A 17656-nucleotide genomic window follows, 5' to 3' on the forward strand; every position below is an offset into this window, starting at 1 on the left:
CATGCGCGAGCCCATCCGCGAATCGCCGGTGATCTCCGAGACATCACTCCTGGAAGCGGTACCCCATTCCCGCCTCGGTCAGCAGATGCTTCGGATTCGACGGGTCGATCTCGAGCTTGCGCCGCAACTGCGCGAGATACACCCGCAGATAATGCGTTTCGGTGGCGTACGACGGCCCCCACACCTCACGCAGCAGTTCGCGCCGCCCGACGAGTTTGCCCCGGTTGCGCACCAGCATCTCGAGCATGCCCCACTCGGTCGGGGTCAGGTGCACCGTTTCACCGTTCTTGGTGACCTTCTTCGCGCTGAGGTCGACGGTGAACGATGAGGTCACCACCACCGGATCGGAGGCATCGGTATCGGTCGCGCCGCGCCGGACCGCGGCCCGCAGCCGGGCCAGCAACTCATCCATGCCGAACGGCTTGGTGACATAGTCGTCCGCGCCCGCGTCCAGCGCCTCCACCTTGTCGGTCGAATCGGTGCGTGCCGAGAGCACGATCACCGGGGCGGCGGTCCAGCCGCGCAGTCCGGCCAGTACCTCGATGCCGTCCATATCGGGCAGGCCCAGATCCAGGATGACCACATCGGGATGTTTATCGGCCGCCGCGCGCAATGCGGCCGCGCCGGTGCCCGCGGTGATCACCTCATAGCCGCGCACCGACAAATTGATGCGCAGTGCGCGCACGATCTGCGGTTCGTCATCGACCACGAGCACCTTGGTCGACGGTGCCTCCTGCTTTTTGTCGGTCATCACGACTTCCTGTGCGGTCCGCGGTGTCGTTGTGCTCATCATCGGCTGCTCACCTCGGTTTCATCGGCAGGCAGGTCCACGATCATCGTCAATCCTCCGCCCGGTGTCGGTTCGGCGTGCACGGTGCCGCCCATCGCCTCGACGAAACCGCGCACCACCGAAAGGCCGAGCCCGACCCCCGTGGTGTTGTCACGATCGCCGAGCCGCTGGAACGGCTCGAATAATTGCTCCTCGGCGCCCGCCGGGATACCGGGACCGACATCGATCACGGCAATCGACACCCGGTCGCCGTCGTGTTCCGCGGTGACCCGCACGGGCGTGTCCCGCGTCGAATGCCGCAGTGCGTTATCGATCAGATTGGCCAGCACCCGCTCGAGCAGGCCGCTGTCCGCCCGCACCGAGACCTCGCCGACCTCCACCTTCACCCGATCCATCGCCGCGCGCCGCAGCCCACGCGCGCCCATCCCGACGCTCACCAGCGCCTGGTGCACGACCTCGTCCATGTACACCCGACGGAACTGCGGCTGCACCACGCCGACCGCCAGACGCGACGAGTCGAGCAGATTGCCGACCAGCGCGGTCAGCTGATCCACCGATTCCTCGATGGTTTCCAGCAGTTCGACGGTGTCCTCGGGCGAGAACTCGATGTCGTCGCTGCGCAGACTGGAAACCGCGGCCTTGGCGCCGGCCAGCGGAGTGCGCAGATCGTGGCTCACCGCGGACAGCAGCGCCCGGCGCAACCGGTCGGCCTCGAGCAGGGCCGCGGCCGCGCTGGCCTCCTCGGCCAGCCGGGACTGACGGACCAGCCCGGCCGCCTGGTTCGCGACCGCGTTGAGCACCGGACGGTCGACCGCAGCGAGCGGCCGCCCGGCCAACAGCAGCCAGCTCGTCGTATCGCCCGCCTGAATCGCGGTCTCGGCCTCGGACGCTCGCTGTGGCGGACTGGTGCCGACCGCGGCGATCACCTCGTCGCCGAACTGCATACTGACCGCGCGCAGCCCGTAGGTCTCGCGCACCTGTTCCAGCAGTTTGGGCAGATCCGCACCGTGTAGCACGGCACCGGCGAACAGGGTCAACAACTCGGCCTGCTGGGAGGCTCGACGCGCCTGCCGGGTCTGTTTGGCGGCCACATCCACCAGCGCGGCGACTGCCACCGCGACGATCAGCAATACCACCACCGTGATGAAGCTGTCCGGTTCGGCAATGGTCAGGCTGTAGCGCGGATCGACGAAAAACCAGTTCAACAGCATGCCCGACAGCAGCGCCGAAAGTGCCGCGGGCACAACGCCACCGAGCAACGCCACCGCGACGACGCCGATGAAGAACACCGCGCTGAGCCCACCGAGCTGCAGATAGCCGTCCAGGAAAGAACAGATCACCGAGACCGCTACCGGAACCAGCACTGCCGCGAGCCATGCGCGGATCGGCTGGCGCGGCATCAGCGAATAGCGGCGCAGCCCACGATTGGCCTCCTCGTGCGTGACCATGTGTACATCGATCTTGCCGGATGCCTGCACCACGGCGGAGCCGATCCCCTCGTCGAGCATGCGGGCCCAGCGTGAGCGCCGGGACGTGCCGAGCACCAGTTGGGTCGCGTTCACCTCGCGGGCGAATTCCAGCAGCGTATTCGGCACATCGTCACCGGTGACGGTATGCAGCGAGGCATCCAGACTCGCGGCGAATTCCCGCAGCCGGGCCAGCCGTTCGGTCGATACCCCGGCAAGTCCGTCGCCGCGCACCACGTGCAGCAGGACCAGGTCGGCGCTGGATTTGGTGGCGATGCGGCTGGCCCGGCGCACCACCGTCTCCGATTCGGGACCGCCGGTCACCGCGACGACCACGCGTTCGCGCGCCTCCCACAACTCGGTGATCTTGTGGTCGGCCCGGTATTTCGCCAGTGCGGCGTCGACCTGGTCGGCCAGCCACAGCAGCGCCAATTCGCGCAGGGCGGTCAGATTTCCGGGCCGGAAGTAGTTGCGCAACGCCGCGTCGACCTTGTCGGCGGCGTACACGTTGCCGTGAGAGAGCCTGCGCCGCAACGCCTCCGGCGTGATATCGACCAGTTCGACCTGGTCGGCACTGCGCACCACCGCGTCGGGCACGGTTTCTTTCTGCTGGATGCCGGTGATCTGCTCGACGACATCGTTGAGGCTCTCGAGATGCTGCACATTGACCGTCGAGATCACATCGATGCCCGCCGCCAGCAGCTCCTCGACGTCCTGCCAGCGCTTGCCATGTTTGCTACCCGGAGCGTTGGTGTGCGCGAGTTCGTCGACCAGCACCACGGCAGGTGCGCGGCGCAGCACCGCTTCCACATCGAGTTCGGGCAGCGTCGTACCGCGATACTCCACCATCCGCGGTGGAATCCGCTCGATGCCCGCCAGCAGTTCCGCGGTCTTGGCTCGGCCGTGTGTCTCCACTACCGCAGCTACCACGTCGCGGCCGCGTTCGAGTCGGCGATGGGCCTCGCCCAACATGGCGTAGGTCTTGCCGACCCCCGGTGCCGCACCGAGGTAGATGCGCAGTTGCCCGCGTTTCACTCGTCCATCATCGCGCGATACGGCGTGTCGTCGAAGATCCGTACCCGTTCTGTCGCGCTATCCGAATCCTGCCCCACTATCGACAGCGCGCGAATGAGCAGCGCGCAACAGACGAATCCGATGAGCACCGTGACCGTGACGGCCGACATGACGATCCTTTCACCGACCAATAGGACCCCGGTCGCGCTGGCATCCCCCGCATGGCCGGTCGATGAATTTCTACTCCCGTATCGGCTGCCTATCTGGATCTTTACGGTGTGTTGACGGGTTGACCCGCTACCTTGACGGCATCCTTTCACTCAGCGCCCTGAGCCGTACCCGTAAACGAAGCGTCAATGCTCGTCAATGGGCCGCCAAGAACCCGTAAACAAGCTCCGCACCAGGTCGAATGACCGCTTGACTCGCCATGTCGCGCGCCGTACCTGGAGCGCCAATGGAGGTTGTGTAAATGTCTGTCGTGGTGTTCACGGTGCTCACCGTGGCGATCTTCGCGCTACTGGGCTTGATCCAGCGTGGGGTGGAAAAGCTGTGATCGCGAACCTGATCGGTCTGGTCCTCGCTGTCCTCATCGCCGTCTTCATGGTGGCGGCACTGCTCTTCCCCGAGAGGTTCTAGTTGAACACGACCACCGCGGGGATCGCGTTCCTCGCATCGCTGATCATTGCGCTGGCCTTGGTGCATGTGCCGCTGGGTGACTACATGTTCCGGGTGTACAACGCCAACAAACACTCCCGCGCCGAGCGGGTGATCTACAAGGCCATCGGCGTGCACCCCGAGGTCGAACAGACCTGGGCTGTCTACGCCCGCAGCGTGCTGGCGTTCTCCGCGGTCAGCGTGCTGTTCCTGTTCTTTCTCCAGCTGATCCAGGGCAAGCTGCCGCTGCACCTGCACGATCCGGCCACCGAGATGACCCCCGCGCTGGCCTGGAACACCGCCATCAGCTTCGTGACGAATACGAACTGGCAGAACTACTCGGGTGAATCGACCCAGGGCCACCTGGTGCAGATGGCCGGACTCGCGGTGCAGAACTTCGTCTCCGCCGCCGTCGGCATCGCGGTGGCGGTCGCGCTGGTGCGCGGCTTCGCACGCAGGCATACCGGCGACCTCGGCAACTTCTGGGTGGACTTGGTGCGCGGCACGATTCGCATCCTGCTGCCGCTGGCCTTCGTCTTCGCGATCATTCTCGTCGCCGGTGGCGCGATCCAGAACTTCCACCTGCACGATCAGGTCGCGCACACGCTGAACAGCAGCGAGCAGACCGTCACCGGCGGGCCGGTGGCCAGCCAGGAGGTCATCAAGGAACTCGGCACCAACGGCGGCGGGTTCTACAACGCGAACTCCGCGCACCCCTTCGAGAATCCGACCACCTGGACCAATTGGATCGAAATCTTCCTGCTGCTGGTGATCAGCTTCTCGCTGCCGCGCACCTTCGGTCGCATGGTCGGCAGTAAGAAACAGGGCTACGCGATAGTGGCGGTAATGGGCACGATCGCACTGATCAGCGTCACCCTGCAGAACCTCTTCCAACTGCAGCACCACGGCACCGTCCCGACCGCGATCGGTGCATCCCTCGAGGGCGTCGAAACCCGTTTCGGCGTCGCCGATTCCGCGACCTTCGCCACCGCGACCACGCTGACCTCCACCGGTGCGGTGGATTCGTTCCACGATTCCTACACCAGCCTCGGCGGCATGATGACGATGTTCAACATGCAGCTCGGCGAGGTCGCGCCCGGTGGTACCGGCTCGGGCCTGTACGGCATGCTCATCCTCGCGGTGATCACCGTCTTCGTCGCAGGTCTGATGGTCGGTCGCACACCGGAATACCTGGGTAAGAAGATCACACCGCGCGAAATCAAGCTCGCCGCGTCATATTTCCTGATCAGCCCGCTCATCGTGCTCGTGGGTACCGCGGCCGCGATGGCGATGCCGGGGCAGCGCGCGGGCATGCTCAACTCCGGACCGCACGGGCTCTCGGAAGTGTTGTACGCCTTCACATCCGCGGCCAACAACAACGGTTCCGCCTTCGCCGGTCTGACCGGAAATACCGAGTGGTACAACACCGCACTCGGCCTTGCCATGGTCTTCGGCCGCTTCTTGCCGATCATTTTCGTACTGGCCCTTGCCGGTTCGCTCGCCCAGCAGGGTCAGACCCCCGAATCGATCGGCACGCTGCCGACGCACCGGCCGCAGTTCGTCGGCATGGTCGTCGGCGTGACGGTGATCCTGGTCGCCCTCACCTTCCTGCCCGCACTCGCACTCGGGCCGCTCGCCGAAGGAATCCACTGATATGTCCACTACGACAGCCGAACCGGTCCAACACAAACGTGACGTCCGCAAGGGCGTGCTCGATCCGAAGATGCTGCTGACCTCCATTCCGGACGCGGTCCGCAAGCTCGATCCGCGCACCATGTGGCGCAATCCGGTCATGCTCATCGTCGAGATCGGCGCGGTCTGGTCGACGGTGCTCGCGCTGACGAAACCGACCTTCTTCGCCTGGGCGATCGTCGTATGGCTCTGGCTCACCGTCGTATTCGCCAATCTGGCCGAGGCAGTCGCCGAGGGACGCGGTAAGGCGCAAGCCGATACGCTGCGGAAAGCCAAGACCGACACCATGGCTCGGCGTTTGGTCGACTGGTCGCCGGGTGCGCGGATCGTCGAGGAGAGCGTCGGCGCTCCGGCGCTGCAGCGCGGCGATTACGTCGTCGTAGAGGCGGGCCAGGTCATTCCGGGTGACGGCGATGTCGTGGAAGGCATTGCGTCGGTGGATGAATCGGCCATTACCGGTGAATCCGCGCCGGTCATCCGGGAGTCCGGTGGCGACCGCTCGGCAGTGACCGGCGGCACCACCGTGCTGTCCGATCGGATCATCGTCAAGATCACCCAGGAGCCCGGAGCGAGCTTCATCGACAAGATGATCGCCCTCGTCGAGGGTGCCTCGCGCCAGAAGACGCCGAACGAGATCGCGCTGAATATCCTGCTCGCCGCGCTGACCATCATCTTCGTCTTCGCGGTGGCCACACTGCAGCCCTTGGCCATCTTCTCGAAGTCGAACAGCCCTGGGGTGGCGGATACTTCGGCGCTGGACGTGCACGGTGTCACCGGCATCGTGATGGTTTCGCTGCTGGTGTGCCTGATTCCGACCACCATCGGCGCACTGCTGTCGGCCATCGGTATCGCCGGTATGGACCGCCTGGTGCAGCGCAATGTGCTGGCCATGTCCGGCCGTGCGGTCGAGGCCGCCGGTGATGTGAACACCCTGCTGCTGGACAAGACGGGCACCATCACCCTGGGCAACCGGCAGGCCTCGGAATTCGTGCCGATGCCGGGCATTCCGGATGACGAGGTGGCCGATGCGGCCCAGCTTTCCAGCCTCGCCGACGAAACACCCGAGGGGCGCTCCATCGTCGTGTACGCCAAGCAGGCGTTCAACAAGCGCGAGCGCACACCAGGTGAGCTGACCGGTGCGACCTGGGTGGAATTCACCGCCCAGACCCGCATGTCGGGGGTCGACCTGCAGGATGGGCACCAGCTGCGCAAGGGCGCCGCAAGTGCCGTCACCGAATGGGTTCGCGCAAAAGGCGGGGACGTGCCCAACGAGGTCGGCGTAATCGTCGACGGGATCTCCGCATCCGGCGGCACGCCGCTGGTCGTCGGTGAGGTCAAAGACGGCAAGGCCCGGCTGCTCGGCGTCATTCATCTGAAAGACGTTGTGAAGCAAGGCATGCGGGAGCGCTTCGACGAGATGCGCCGAATGGGCATCCGCACGGTGATGATCACCGGCGACAACCCGTTGACCGCCAAGGCGATTGCCGACGAGGCGGGCGTGGACGACTTCCTCGCCGAAGCAACACCCGAGGACAAACTGGCACTGATCAAACAGGAGCAAGACGGCGGACGCCTGGTCGCGATGACCGGTGACGGCACCAATGACGCACCGGCCCTCGCCCAAGCCGATGTCGGCGTCGCGATGAACACCGGCACCTCGGCAGCCAAGGAAGCCGGAAATATGGTCGATCTGGATTCGGACCCGACCAAACTCATCGAGATCGTCGAGATCGGCAAACAGCTGCTCATCACCCGCGGCGCACTGACCACCTTCTCGATCGCCAACGACATCGCCAAGTACTTCGCGATCATTCCCGCGCTGTTCGTCGCGCTGTTTCCGGGTCTCGACGCCCTCAACATCATGCGGCTGGCAAGCCCGCAGTCGGCGATCCTGTCGGCGGTCGTCTTCAACGCACTGGTCATCATCGCGCTGATCCCGTTAGCGCTGCGCGGGGTGCACTACCGGCCGAGCAATGCCTCGAAACTGTTGAGCCGCAACCTGACGATCTACGGTCTCGGCGGCATCGTCGCACCGTTCATCGGCATCAAACTCATCGACCTGCTCGTCCAACTCCTCCCCGGGATGTCCTGATATGCGTATATCAACTTGGATCCGGCAGCATCTGGCCGCGTTACGTGCGCTGCTGGTGCTCACCGCGATCACCGGAATCGTCTATCCGCTGGCGGTTTTCGCGGTCGCCCAGATTCCGGGCCTACACGACAAGGCCGAGGGCTCGCTGGTCACGGTGGACGGCAAGGTCGTCGGCTCCAGCCTGATCGGGCAGTCCTTCACCGATAAGGACGGAAAAGCACTGGTGCAGTACTTCCAGAGCCGTCCGTCGGCGGCGGGCGACGGTTACGATCCGCTGTCCACCGCCGCGTCCAACCTCGGCCCGGAGAGCATCGTCGACACCCTCGACGCCGATCCGGCCACTGTGAAACTGAGCCTGCTCTCGACGATCTGCGCACGAAGCAAGGAGGTCGGCGACCGTGAGGGGGTCGACGGCAGCCGTCCGTTCTGCACCAAAGACGGTGTCGGCGCGGTACTTTCGGTGATCGGACCGCGCGACGGCGACGGTGCGGTTTCGCATCCGGTGCAGGTCGTGAGCGTCAACGAGGCCTGCCCGGCAAAGCCCTTCCTGGACACCTACAACGGTGTCCAGGTCGAATGCGCCAAGCCCGGCGAGGACTACTCGATCGGCCGGATCGTCCCGATCATCGGCGACGCCTCCACCGACACCCCGGTCCCCACCGACGCGGTCACCGCCAGCGGCAGCGGTCTGGACCCGCATATCTCACCGCAGTACGCGGAAATCCAGGTCGCGCGAATCGCCAAGGCCCGCACTATCTCCGAGGATCAGGTACGCGCACTCGTCGACGCGCACACCGACGGCCGGACTCTAGGCTTCCTCGGCGAACCGCGTGTGAATGTGGTCGAGCTGAATCTCGATCTCGACACGCGGTACCCGTTGCACGGCTAGCGAACCGAGCGCTCATTCCCGAACGGGAATGGGCGCTCGGCCGATTCGTTCAGTTGTCCTCGACGCAGGCGAAGCAATACGCCGACGCGGCGAGATACTGGCGACAGTCCGGACCATGACCCGCGTGCGTACTGCAGATGAAACGCGCCAGGTCCAGATCGAGATCCGTCGGCTCGGCACTGCAATCACGGTGCTGAGTGCTCCACAGATCCCGGCGATCCAGTGATGTCTGCATTGTGCGCCTCCAGCCTGTTGGTATTCAGTGGAGAAGCGAACCAATGTCCTTGCATTTGTGGTGGATTACCCGATCCGGCGCCGTTCATCGCGTGATCTGCCAATCATCGGGCAGCCGCACCGTGGTGACCTGATCGCCCTCGGCCTCGAGATCCACGGTCGCCGAACCCAATCGCAGATCGCTCAGCGTAACCGTGCCCCACTGCGGCGGCAGTTGCGGTCTGACGGTGAGCGTGCGCGACGGCGCGGCCGGATCCAGTCCGAGGAATGAGCGCACCAGCAATAGCGGTGCCGCGCTGGCCCACGCCTGCGGTGAACAGGAGGTGGGATACGGGACCGGAACCGCGAACTGATCGCGCGGGAATCCGCAGAACAACTCGGGTAGCCGACCACCGAAAGATGCCGCCGCATCGAGTAATCCGCCCGCCAGCCGGGTGGCGAGCTCGACCGCGCCCGGCACCTGCCGGTAGCGCAGCAGGCCCGCGACGGCGATCGCGGTATCGTGCGGCCAGACCGATCCGCAGTGATAGCTCATCGGGTTGTAGGCGCCCATCGACGAGGCGAGGGTGCGCAGCCCGAAGCCGGTGTCCATTTCGGGACCGGAGAGCCGCTCGACCATTTCGGCGGCGTGCTCGTCACTGGCTATGCCGGTCCAAAGACAGTGCGCCACATTGCTTGTCAGCGCATCGACTTGTCGTTTGCGGCCGTCGAGCGCGACCGCGTACCAACCCTGCTGCGGCAGCCAGAACTGCTCGGCGAATTTGCCGCGCAGTTCGGCGGCCCGCTCACGCAGCCGAGTCGCCTCACGCTGATCGTCGAAGGCCTCGGCCAACTCCGCGCGGGACAGCAATGCGGCATACGCATAGCTCTGCACCTCGCACAGCGCGATCGGCGCCTCCGCGAGATGTCCTGCGGCATCGTTGATTCCGTCGAAACTGTCCTTCCAACCCTGATTGATCAGGCCGCGATCGGTGGCACGGCGATATTCGACGAAGCCGTCGCCGTCACGATCGCCGTAATCGGTGATCCACCGCACCGCGGCATCGGCGGCGGGCAGCAGTTCCCTGATCACCTCCGAATCCGCACCCCACCGATGACATTCCGCCAGCAACATGATGAAAAGCGGTGTGGCATCGGCGGTTCCGTAATAGGTACTGCCACCGAGCACATGTCCGCTCGCGGGGCCACGCCGCATTTCGTGCATGATCCGCCCCGGCTCCTCCTCGGTGATCGGATCGATGCACTGCCCTTGCGATTCGGCCAACTGCTGCAGTGTGCCCAGCGCGAGATCCACTTCCAAAGGCAGCGCCATCCACGCGGTGAGCAGACTGTCGCGGCCGAACAGGGTCATGAACCAGGGCGCACCCGCGGCCACGAACGGGCGACCCTCGCCGGATTCGTCGTGAATCTGCAACGCGCCCAAGTCGCTTTCCGAACGCTGAAGCACCTGGGTGAGCACCGGATCCGCGGAGGTGATCTTCGTCGCGGTGTGTCGCCACGCCGCCATCTTGCGGCTCGGTGCGCTGAGCCCATGGTGCTCCCCCGGCGCCAATGGCGCCTGGACGCGCTGATTGCCGAGGGTCGGCTGGGCCACGATTTCGGTCTGCCAGCGTTCGCCGGGCAGTACGACCACCCGCCAGAGCAGTGTGCCGGGCAGAACAGCGGGCTCAACGGTCGCCGAAACCGTGAGCCCGCGCATCCGATCGGTGCGATCGTGTAGCAGCAACTCGCCTTCGGCCACAGTGACCTCGGCCCTGCCTCGAGCCACGCGGCCCTCCTTGACCGCGAACAGATCGACGAAATCCGCGTCGACATGCAATTCCAAGGTGACCGCGGTGGGCTCCTGGCCCATATTCTCCAGGGTCAGAATCTCGTGCATGCCATCGGCGATGAGGCGTTCGCGCACCAAGAGCAGGGTGCTGTCGGCCTGTCCGGCGTGCGGTGGCCGGCGCAGCACGAATCTGGCGGCGAACGCCTCCGGGCTGAGCACCGACAGCGATTCGGCGGGTTTGCCGTCCACCAGCAGTTCCCAGCGGGAGATGACGCGGGCGTCGCGGAAGAACAACCCGTGCGGATGTCCCGGTTCGACATCGCCGAGCCGATTCGACAGGCAGAAGGTACCGCCCTCGACCAAGGTCACCGAACTGCCGCAACCGCCGAGACCGGTCGGCTCACCGGAATTCAGCGGTGCGGGATTCGACGCGGCGCCTGCGTCTGCGGTCATACTCGTTCGCTGGCGGGAATACGGACCGGCACCGTCTTATCGAGCAGCAGTGCCGCGCGCGCATGGCGCCGCGAACGCAGGAGCTGGTGATAGACCTGCTCATAGCCGCGCCCGAGCGTGCCCGCGCCGAAGTTCGCCTCGACGTGCGCACGGCACGCGGCCGGATCGTAGGTGCTCACCTCGGCGATCGCGGCGGGCAACTCGGCGGGATCGTCACAGATCCGGCCGGTCACACCGTCGACGATGACCTCGGCAACCGCACCGCCGCGCAGTGCGACCACCGGTGTGCCGCAGACCATCGCCTCGATCATCACCATGCCGAACGGCTCCTCCCAGTCGATCGGGAACAGCAGGCAGCGCGCACCCGCGAGCAGTTTGCGCTTGGCCGAGGCATCCGCCATTCCGAAAAGGTGATCCCGCTCGGTGATCAGTGGGCGCACCTTTTTTTCGAAATACGCCCGCTCAGGGGCCTCACTGCACTTACCCGCGAGTACCAAGGGAATACCGGCCTCGTGCGCGGCTTCCAGTGCCAGATGCGTTCCCTTGGTTGCGGTGAAACGGCCGAGAAACAGTGCGTAGTCGCCTTTTTCGGTTTGGTACGGCCACTGGTCGACATGCAGCGCATTGTGTACGCGACCAACCCAATTCAGATCGGGCGCCAATTCGCGCTGCCGATCACTGATGGCGACCAGCGATACTTCCTGACCCAATTCGCGGTAGTAGTGATAGCAGTCGCCCTCGTCGACCGGCCCGTGCACGGTCACCACTGTTGGTAAACCCAAGCCCATATACGCCGGGGCATTCAGTGGTCCGGCAAAGGTGTGGTCGTGCACCAGATCCAAGCCGGAGGTGGCGGCGACCTCTTCGATCGCCCTTCGCACCTTCAGAGCGTGCACGACCTCGGGAAACGGCTCACCGAGCCGTTCGGGTAATGCGCGATCCCACACCGGAACGAATTTCGCCGTGGTGCCGGGTTCACCGGCGCCGAACAATGTCACGTCGTGCCCGCGTGCGACCAATGCGTCGACCAAATCGGCGACTACGGCCTCGACTCCGCCATAGGCCTTCGGCGGTACGTCGAAGTAGGGCGGAACAACCATCGCAATGCGGAATCGTTCGCCGACGTGATCGGTAGACAGCAAATCCGAAGCGGCAATGGGCGCCGAATTCGGCGCGATCAGACCTGCGCTCATGACCATCCTTCCAGGGACAACCTTGTGCACATCCACCCAGCACTTCGGTGCGCTGGGCGCCGAACGTGTTGGCCGCCGCGGCGGAGGTGAAGACTGGAGCCTGCACCGCCGTCCATGAAGGCTTGGTTGGCCTGGTCACGCCGATTGGCATGAACAGGGGGGCCGCACACAGACGTACCTTATTTCTGGTTGTTCAAACCACGCAGTCGGTGTGAAATCTCAGCATTTGGGATGAAATGGCCTATTATCCGGCTTTGAAATCAAGGGGACTTACCCGACTATCGACGGTTCGGAGTTAGCCCGGGCAAGCAAACGAATCCGGTGTTCGATTGCCCTACCGCCTCGTTATACGCATACATATAATATGCATATGTTCGATCCCATCACTCTTGCCGTCGGGGCCGGAATCGCCGGTGTCGGCTGGGCCGTCGGCCGGTTCGTCAGGCGCCCGCCTGCGCGTCCCGCAGCCGCCCGGTGCGGCTGCAGCCACGACTTGGCGCTACACGATCCGGAGGCGGGCACCTGCCATGCCGAGGTGGTCCGCAAGACGTACGGCGGGCCCGTATGGGTGCAGTGCGGTTGCCGACGCTACACCGGTCCGGTCCCGGTCGAGGATTACTTCAGCAGACCGATCATGCCCTCGACGGACTGACTCACGACTCGGCCGCCGAGGCGGGCTGCATGCGCAGCGGCACCCCGATCCGGTTCCACAGGTTGATCATCGCGGTGACCGCGACCAGACCGGCCCGCGCGCCGTCCTCGAAGTTCTTCTCCACCTCGGCCCAGATCTCATCGCTGACACCGTGTTCACCGAGTCGGGTGACCGCCTCCGCGTAAGCGAGGGCGGCTCGTTCGGCCTCGGTGAACTTCACCGACTCGCGCCAGGCATTGAGGTAGTAGATCCGCTGTTCGGTCTCGCCCGCCATCCGCGCGTCGGTGGTGTGCATATCGATGCAGAACAGGCAGCCGTTCATTTGGGAAACGCGGATCTTCACCAGCTCGCGCACCGTCGAATCCAGTGGCCCGCGGCGGATCGCCTGTTCTGCGGCGTACCAGGCCTGGTAGATCTCGGGCGCCACCTCGGCGAGTTGCATGCGTGACATGGGTCGTCCTCTCTCGAAATCGCTTACCCGAGTAGACGAGATAGCCGCCGAATCTGTGACAACGTCACGAAGACGGCAGGCAGCGGGCCCGATCGGGCAGCTCACCGCACGGTTCGTTGCCATGCTCGCGCAGCACATCCTTGCCGGTCAGATCGGTCAGGAAGTGCAGGAAGCTCGCGCCGAGCGAATCGCCGGGAAGTTCGCCGTAGCTGTAGGCGTATTCGACGCCCCAGAACGGATAGCTGCGGTTGACGGCGGCGTCACGACCCGGTGTTACGCCATTGATGGTGAGGGTCGTGGCTCCCGCCTTGACCGCCTCGGAGAACTCGCTGTAACCGATCGCGCCCGGGATGTCGCCGACAGCCTTCTGCATATCCTTGGTGACCTGCACATCGCAATATCTGGCCGTCGCGGGCGCGCCATCCTTGATCGCGACACAGCTGACATGCGGCCGATCGGGCTGCGGACCGCCGAGTACCCGGCGCTCCAACGTATTTCGGGTGCCCGATCCCGGTATCCGATTGACCAGTACGACGGGCAGGTCGGCACCGCCGACATCGCGCCAGTTGGTGACGCGGCCCTGATACAGATCCTGGATCTGTGCGACAGAAAGATTGGTGACGCCGGCATCCTTGTGCACGATCATGGTGAACAGTGACAGCGCCAGCGGACGATCCAGCAGGGGTTGGTAGCCATTACCTTTCGGGCCATCGCTGATCGTGAGCAGATCGGGATCGTCCTTGCCCTCCTCGGCAAGCCGGTCGAGACCGCGTTCGGTGCCCTCGAAACCGAAGGTGAATTCCGCTCCGGTGCAGCGCTTCCCGTACTGTGCGGCCGCATCGCGAATGACGGGTTCAAAGGCCGACGAGCCGACCACCGTGAGTTTGCCTGCGGCACAATCCAATGGCGTCGGCTCGGGTGCCAGCAAGGAGACCACGAGCTGGACGACTATCACCACGACCAGAAAGGCCGTGAGCGCCACCATCACTCGCGAAATGCCGGTGCGACTCTGGGTTTCGATGATCCGCCCACCCTTGATCCCGCCGTTCAGCACCGGAGCCGGATACTCCCCCGCGCCCTGCGAACGTTGCAGGATGGCCAGGATCTTGTAGTGCTCGCCGCGATTGAGCGGAACCCTCGGCAGATCGATGGCACCGATATGCCCTCCCGTGTCCTCGCGAACCGCGATACCCGAATCACGGCCCAGCGAATCGGCCAGACCCTGGTCACTCAGCTCGGTCACCGCCATGCCGATGATCCGGCGCTGCGAAAAGTTCAGATGCAGGCCGACCTGGCCCGCCTCGGGCGCCCGGTAGTCGTGCGTGTCGATCGGTGTCGCGCCGCTGTTTTCGATGCGGACCAAGACGACCGACAGATCCTTCAGCGGCGGACTCGCACCATCTTGCGCGGGGCGCAGCTGCGGCAGCACACCGGGAAAGACCGATTCGATCTCACCGGTGACCGGCGTATCCATCTGTACGCGGTAGCCGATTTCCTTGCGTCCGACGAATACGAACTCCCACAGGAATGCGACGATCGGCACCGCGATGCCGATGAGTCCGAGCACGATTTCGATCGGAAATCCACCCACCGGCGCCGCCACCCCCAAGAGATCTATGTGTCAACCATTCTTGAACGTCATCGGGCATCCTCCCAGATCCCGCACCAGTGTTCGGCAACAGTTAACCCGGCGGTCAACCTGCCGAATTCGTCCAGGCGAGCAGCTGCTCCGCCGACCACGTGTTGATAACCCGGTCCGCCGCAACACCATTCGCGACGGCGCGCTCGCAGCCGTAACCCAGCCAGTCCAACTGACCAGGGGCATGCGCATCGGTATCGATCGAGAAATAGCAACCCATTTCGACCGCCATCTGCAGCAATCGCGACGGCGGATCGAGCCGCTCGGGACGACTGTTGATCTCCACCGCCGTGCCGTAACTCCGGCACGCCTCGAAGACGAGCTCGGCATCGAAACTCGACTCCGGCCGCAGACCCCGCTCCCCCGCGATCAGTCTGCCAGTGCAGTGGCCCAGCACATCCACATTCGGATTCGCCACCGCGTACACCATGCGCTTGGTCATCGTCTCGCTGTCGGCACGCAGATGCGAATGTACGCTGGCCACAACGATATCGAGTTCGGCGAGCAGATCGCCCTGCTGATCGAGGGTCCCGTCATCGAGGATGTCCACCTCGATCCCGGTGAGAATCCGGAACGGCGCGACTCGTTCGTTCAGCTCCGCGACCACATCCAGCTGCCGCCGCAACCGGTCCGCAGAAAGCCCGTTGGCGACGGTCAACCGCGGCGAATGATCGGTCAGCGCACAGTATTGGTGGCCGAGTGCGGCGGCGATGCCCATCATCTCGGCGATCGGACTGCCGCCGTCGGACCAGTCGGAGTGGGTGTGCAGATCGCCGCGCAGCTGGGCCCGCATGGGTTTGCCCGGTGCCCCGATGGGCTGCGCGGCCTTGCGGAGTTCGCTCAAATACTCCGGTACCGCACCGGAATACGCCTGTTCGATGACGGCGGCGGTCTTCGGACCGATCCCCGCGAGTTCTTGCCAGCTGTGCGCAGCGCGATGGGTCGCCTGCTCGCCCTCGGACAGCTGGGCCACGATATCGGCGGCCCGCCGGTACGCCTTCACTCGATGTGTTTGTGCCCGTGCGCGTTCCAGCCAGAAGCCGATCTCGCGCAGCGCCTCGACCGGACCCGGAGCGTTCCCCGGATCCGGAGCGACGATCGAATCGTCTTCCGCCACAGCGGTTATCGAATCCGGCTGTACTTTACGAAGGCGACGCCGTCCTCGAATACCCGGCTGGTGATCACCCGGAAGCGGGCCGCCTCGGGCAGGCGCGGGCCGGAACCGAACAGCGCGCGGCCGCGGCCGAGTACGACCGGGTACAGCTTCAGGAAGATCTGATCGATCTCCGGCAGCAACTCCTGCGCCAATTCCCCGCCGCCGCACAGCCAGATCCCGAGCCCGTTGTCCCGCTTCAACTCTCGCACGGTGGCGAGCGGATCGGCCGAGATCAGCTCCACCGAAGGATCCGGGCTCTCCGGCAGCGTCGTCGATACGACGAATTGACGCAGATGCGAATACGGGCTGGAGGTTCCGGTCCGTACGCCGAAATCGTGGGTCTTGCGACCCATCAGCACGGTGTCGAAGTATCGGTTGCGCTTATCGATGCCGAGGGCCTCCCGCACCTTCGTCGGCAGGGTCTCGGGGTACTGCGCGGTGATCGCCGGGCCGTGATCGCCACCGACCGGGAAGAAGTCGACCGACCCCTCCTCGGTGGCGATGAACCCGTCGATAGTCGACGCGACGTAGTAGGTGAGCTTGCGCATATGTCCTTCCTCCACTGCCGGTCAGCTTCGGCGAACCGTCCAAGAGAACCGTAGCTCGCCGACCCCGATCTTTTCGAGCGACCTGCAGGCAGTCGCTACGGGAAGCGGCGACGGGCCTTCGGTTGGCAGCGCGGACAGGAGTAGGAAGAACGATTCATGAACTTCTCACGCAGAATCGGAGCACCGCAGCGGCGGCAGGGTTCATCCTGGCGGCCGTAGACCGCGAGCGAGCGTTCGAAGTAGCCGGATTGGCCGTTGACGTTGACGTACAGCGCGTCGAACGAGGTGCCGCCGGCCGCCAGCGCCTCCCCCATCACCGCGCCGACCTCGGTGAGCAGGGTGCGCACGGCGGGTCTGGTCAGCCCGGACGCGAGCCGGTTGCCATGGATCTTCGCCCGCCACAGGGATTCGTCGGCATAGATATTGCCGACGCCGGAGATCACGGTCTGATCCAGCAGCACCCGCTTGATCTCGGTCTGTTTGGCGCGCACCGCGGCCACCACGACCTCGGGGTCGTAGCGCGGGTCGAGCGGATCCCGGGCGATATGCGCGACAGGCTCGGGCACCAAGGTGCCGTCGACCTCGACCAGCGGCGCGAGTGCCCAGCCGCCGAAGGTGCGTTGATCCACGAAGCGCAATTGCGCACCGTCGTCGAGGGTCGCAAGGATATGCGCGTGCTTCTCCACCGGAGCATCGGCGGGCTGCACCAGCATCTGCCCGCTCATGCCGAGATGAACCACCAGCGAGGTGTCCGGATCGTCGAAGGTGAGCCACAGATATTTGCCGCGCCGCTCGGCGGCGGCAACTCGCAGCCCCTTCATCCGAGCCGTCAGATCGTCGGCTCCTTCGAGATGGCGGCGCACCGACCTGGGATGGCTCACCGTGACGGATTCGACCACCCGCCCGACAACATGTGCGGCGAGTCCGCGCCGGACGACCTCGACCTCGGGGAGCTCAGGCAT

At 65.0% G+C, this 17656-nt stretch carries 15 protein-coding genes; 4 read left to right on the forward strand and 11 right to left on the reverse strand.

What is annotated here, in order from left to right; all coding sequences use genetic code 11:
- Nucleotides 1-43 precede the first annotated feature (43 nt).
- Genes ACIBW7_RS14620 through ACIBW7_RS14630 form a run of 3 tightly spaced genes read right to left on the reverse strand, consistent with a single transcriptional unit; the run spans nt 44 to nt 3440 of the window.
- Entirely contained in the window at nt 44-751 is a 708-nt protein-coding gene (locus tag ACIBW7_RS14620; protein WP_040693437.1) for a response regulator, read from the reverse strand.
- 38 nt (nt 752-789) lie between these two features.
- Nucleotides 790-3291: an ATP-binding protein gene (locus ACIBW7_RS14625; RefSeq protein WP_397046734.1), complete on the reverse strand. Its 2502-nt coding sequence runs from the start codon at nt 3289-3291 to the stop codon at nt 790-792.
- Nucleotides 3288-3440: a hypothetical protein gene (locus ACIBW7_RS14630; protein WP_397046735.1), complete on the reverse strand. Its 153-nt coding sequence runs from the start codon at nt 3438-3440 to the stop codon at nt 3288-3290. The genes ACIBW7_RS14625 and ACIBW7_RS14630 overlap by 4 nt, the downstream gene beginning before the upstream one ends.
- A 466-nt stretch (nt 3441-3906) precedes the next feature.
- Between ACIBW7_RS14630 and kdpA the strand changes: the two genes are divergently transcribed.
- Genes kdpA through ACIBW7_RS14645 form a run of 3 tightly spaced genes read left to right on the forward strand, consistent with a single transcriptional unit; the run spans nt 3907 to nt 8597 of the window.
- Nucleotides 3907-5577 carry a potassium-transporting ATPase subunit KdpA gene (gene kdpA, locus ACIBW7_RS14635; protein WP_397046736.1) on the forward strand — a complete coding sequence of 557 codons (1671 nt, stop codon included), beginning with the start codon at nt 3907-3909 and terminating at the stop codon, nt 5575-5577.
- Between the two features lies 1 nt (nt 5578).
- A complete protein-coding gene (gene kdpB, locus ACIBW7_RS14640) occupies nt 5579-7708 on the forward strand; it encodes a potassium-transporting ATPase subunit KdpB (RefSeq protein WP_397046737.1) in 2130 nt (709 codons plus the stop codon).
- Nucleotide 7709: 1 nt separating this feature from the next.
- Entirely contained in the window at nt 7710-8597 is an 888-nt protein-coding gene (locus tag ACIBW7_RS14645) for a potassium-transporting ATPase subunit C (protein WP_397046738.1), read from the forward strand.
- Nucleotides 8598-8646: 49 nt separating this feature from the next.
- On the opposite strand, the gene ACIBW7_RS14650 is transcribed toward ACIBW7_RS14645, so the two are convergent.
- The 3 genes from ACIBW7_RS14650 to ACIBW7_RS14660 form a co-directional block, all read right to left on the reverse strand.
- Nucleotides 8647-8832, reverse strand: a complete 186-nt coding sequence (locus ACIBW7_RS14650) for a hypothetical protein (RefSeq protein ID WP_397046739.1) — start codon at nt 8830-8832, stop codon at nt 8647-8649.
- Between the two features lie 84 nt (nt 8833-8916).
- Nucleotides 8917-11055: a glycogen debranching N-terminal domain-containing protein gene (locus tag ACIBW7_RS14655; protein ID WP_397046740.1), complete on the reverse strand. Its 2139-nt coding sequence runs from the start codon at nt 11053-11055 to the stop codon at nt 8917-8919.
- Nucleotides 11052-12248 (reverse strand): glycosyltransferase family 4 protein, encoded by a 1197-nt coding sequence (locus ACIBW7_RS14660; RefSeq protein WP_397046741.1) that lies wholly within the window; start codon nt 12246-12248, stop codon nt 11052-11054. Before ACIBW7_RS14660 ends, ACIBW7_RS14655 begins: the two co-directional genes overlap by 4 nt.
- A 370-nt stretch (nt 12249-12618) precedes the next feature.
- On the opposite strand from ACIBW7_RS14660, the gene ACIBW7_RS14665 reads away from it, so the two are divergent.
- Nucleotides 12619-12900: a hypothetical protein gene (locus tag ACIBW7_RS14665; RefSeq protein WP_397046742.1), complete on the forward strand. Its 282-nt coding sequence runs from the start codon at nt 12619-12621 to the stop codon at nt 12898-12900.
- 1 nt (nt 12901) lies between these two features.
- Here ACIBW7_RS14665 and ACIBW7_RS14670 read toward each other — a convergent pair whose 3' ends face one another.
- The 5 genes from ACIBW7_RS14670 to mutM all read right to left on the reverse strand — a co-directional run bounded on the left by ACIBW7_RS14670 (nt 12902) and on the right by mutM (nt 17656).
- On the reverse strand, nt 12902-13351 hold the full coding sequence (locus ACIBW7_RS14670; RefSeq protein ID WP_397046743.1) for a carboxymuconolactone decarboxylase family protein: 450 nt from the start codon (nt 13349-13351) through the stop codon (nt 12902-12904).
- A 64-nt stretch (nt 13352-13415) separates the two neighbouring features.
- On the reverse strand, nt 13416-14942 hold the full coding sequence (locus ACIBW7_RS14675) for a PstS family phosphate ABC transporter substrate-binding protein (RefSeq protein ID WP_397046744.1): 1527 nt from the start codon (nt 14940-14942) through the stop codon (nt 13416-13418).
- A 103-nt stretch (nt 14943-15045) separates the two neighbouring features.
- The gene (locus ACIBW7_RS14680) at nt 15046-16107 is read right to left on the reverse strand and encodes a PHP domain-containing protein (protein ID WP_397046745.1); all 1062 of its coding nucleotides are present in this window, start codon (nt 16105-16107) and stop codon (nt 15046-15048) included.
- A 5-nt stretch (nt 16108-16112) separates the two neighbouring features.
- The gene (locus ACIBW7_RS14685; RefSeq protein ID WP_397046746.1) at nt 16113-16694 is read right to left on the reverse strand and encodes a dihydrofolate reductase family protein; all 582 of its coding nucleotides are present in this window, start codon (nt 16692-16694) and stop codon (nt 16113-16115) included.
- Between the two features lie 95 nt (nt 16695-16789).
- Nucleotides 16790-17656 carry a bifunctional DNA-formamidopyrimidine glycosylase/DNA-(apurinic or apyrimidinic site) lyase gene (gene mutM / locus ACIBW7_RS14690; RefSeq protein ID WP_397046747.1) on the reverse strand — a complete coding sequence of 289 codons (867 nt, stop codon included), beginning with the start codon at nt 17654-17656 and terminating at the stop codon, nt 16790-16792.

The sequence above is a fragment of the Nocardia sp. NPDC049526 genome (assembly GCF_044465765.1).
Classification (GTDB): domain Bacteria; phylum Actinomycetota; class Actinomycetes; order Mycobacteriales; family Mycobacteriaceae; genus Nocardia.

What these genes read in the sequence shown, in the direction of transcription:
- ACIBW7_RS14620 (WP_040693437.1), bottom strand. Translation starts at nt 751, where the DNA reads ATGACCGACAAAAAGCAGGAGGCACCGTCGACCAAGGTGCTCGTGGTC.
- ACIBW7_RS14630 (WP_397046735.1), bottom strand. Translation starts at nt 3,440, where the DNA reads ATGTCGGCCGTCACGGTCACGGTGCTCATCGGATTCGTCTGTTGCGCG.
- kdpB (WP_397046737.1), top strand. Translation starts at nt 5,579, where the DNA reads ATGTCCACTACGACAGCCGAACCGGTCCAACACAAACGTGACGTCCGC.
- ACIBW7_RS14645 (WP_397046738.1), top strand. Translation starts at nt 7,710, where the DNA reads ATGCGTATATCAACTTGGATCCGGCAGCATCTGGCCGCGTTACGTGCG.
- ACIBW7_RS14650 (WP_397046739.1), bottom strand. Translation starts at nt 8,832, where the DNA reads ATGCAGACATCACTGGATCGCCGGGATCTGTGGAGCACTCAGCACCGT.
- ACIBW7_RS14655 (WP_397046740.1), bottom strand. Translation starts at nt 11,055, where the DNA reads ATGACCGCAGACGCAGGCGCCGCGTCGAATCCCGCACCGCTGAATTCC.
- ACIBW7_RS14660 (WP_397046741.1), bottom strand. Translation starts at nt 12,248, where the DNA reads ATGAGCGCAGGTCTGATCGCGCCGAATTCGGCGCCCATTGCCGCTTCG.
- ACIBW7_RS14665 (WP_397046742.1), top strand. Translation starts at nt 12,619, where the DNA reads ATGTTCGATCCCATCACTCTTGCCGTCGGGGCCGGAATCGCCGGTGTC.
- ACIBW7_RS14670 (WP_397046743.1), bottom strand. Translation starts at nt 13,351, where the DNA reads ATGTCACGCATGCAACTCGCCGAGGTGGCGCCCGAGATCTACCAGGCC.
- ACIBW7_RS14685 (WP_397046746.1), bottom strand. Translation starts at nt 16,694, where the DNA reads ATGCGCAAGCTCACCTACTACGTCGCGTCGACTATCGACGGGTTCATC.
- mutM (WP_397046747.1), bottom strand. Translation starts at nt 17,656, where the DNA reads ATGCCTGAGCTCCCCGAGGTCGAGGTCGTCCGGCGCGGACTCGCCGCA.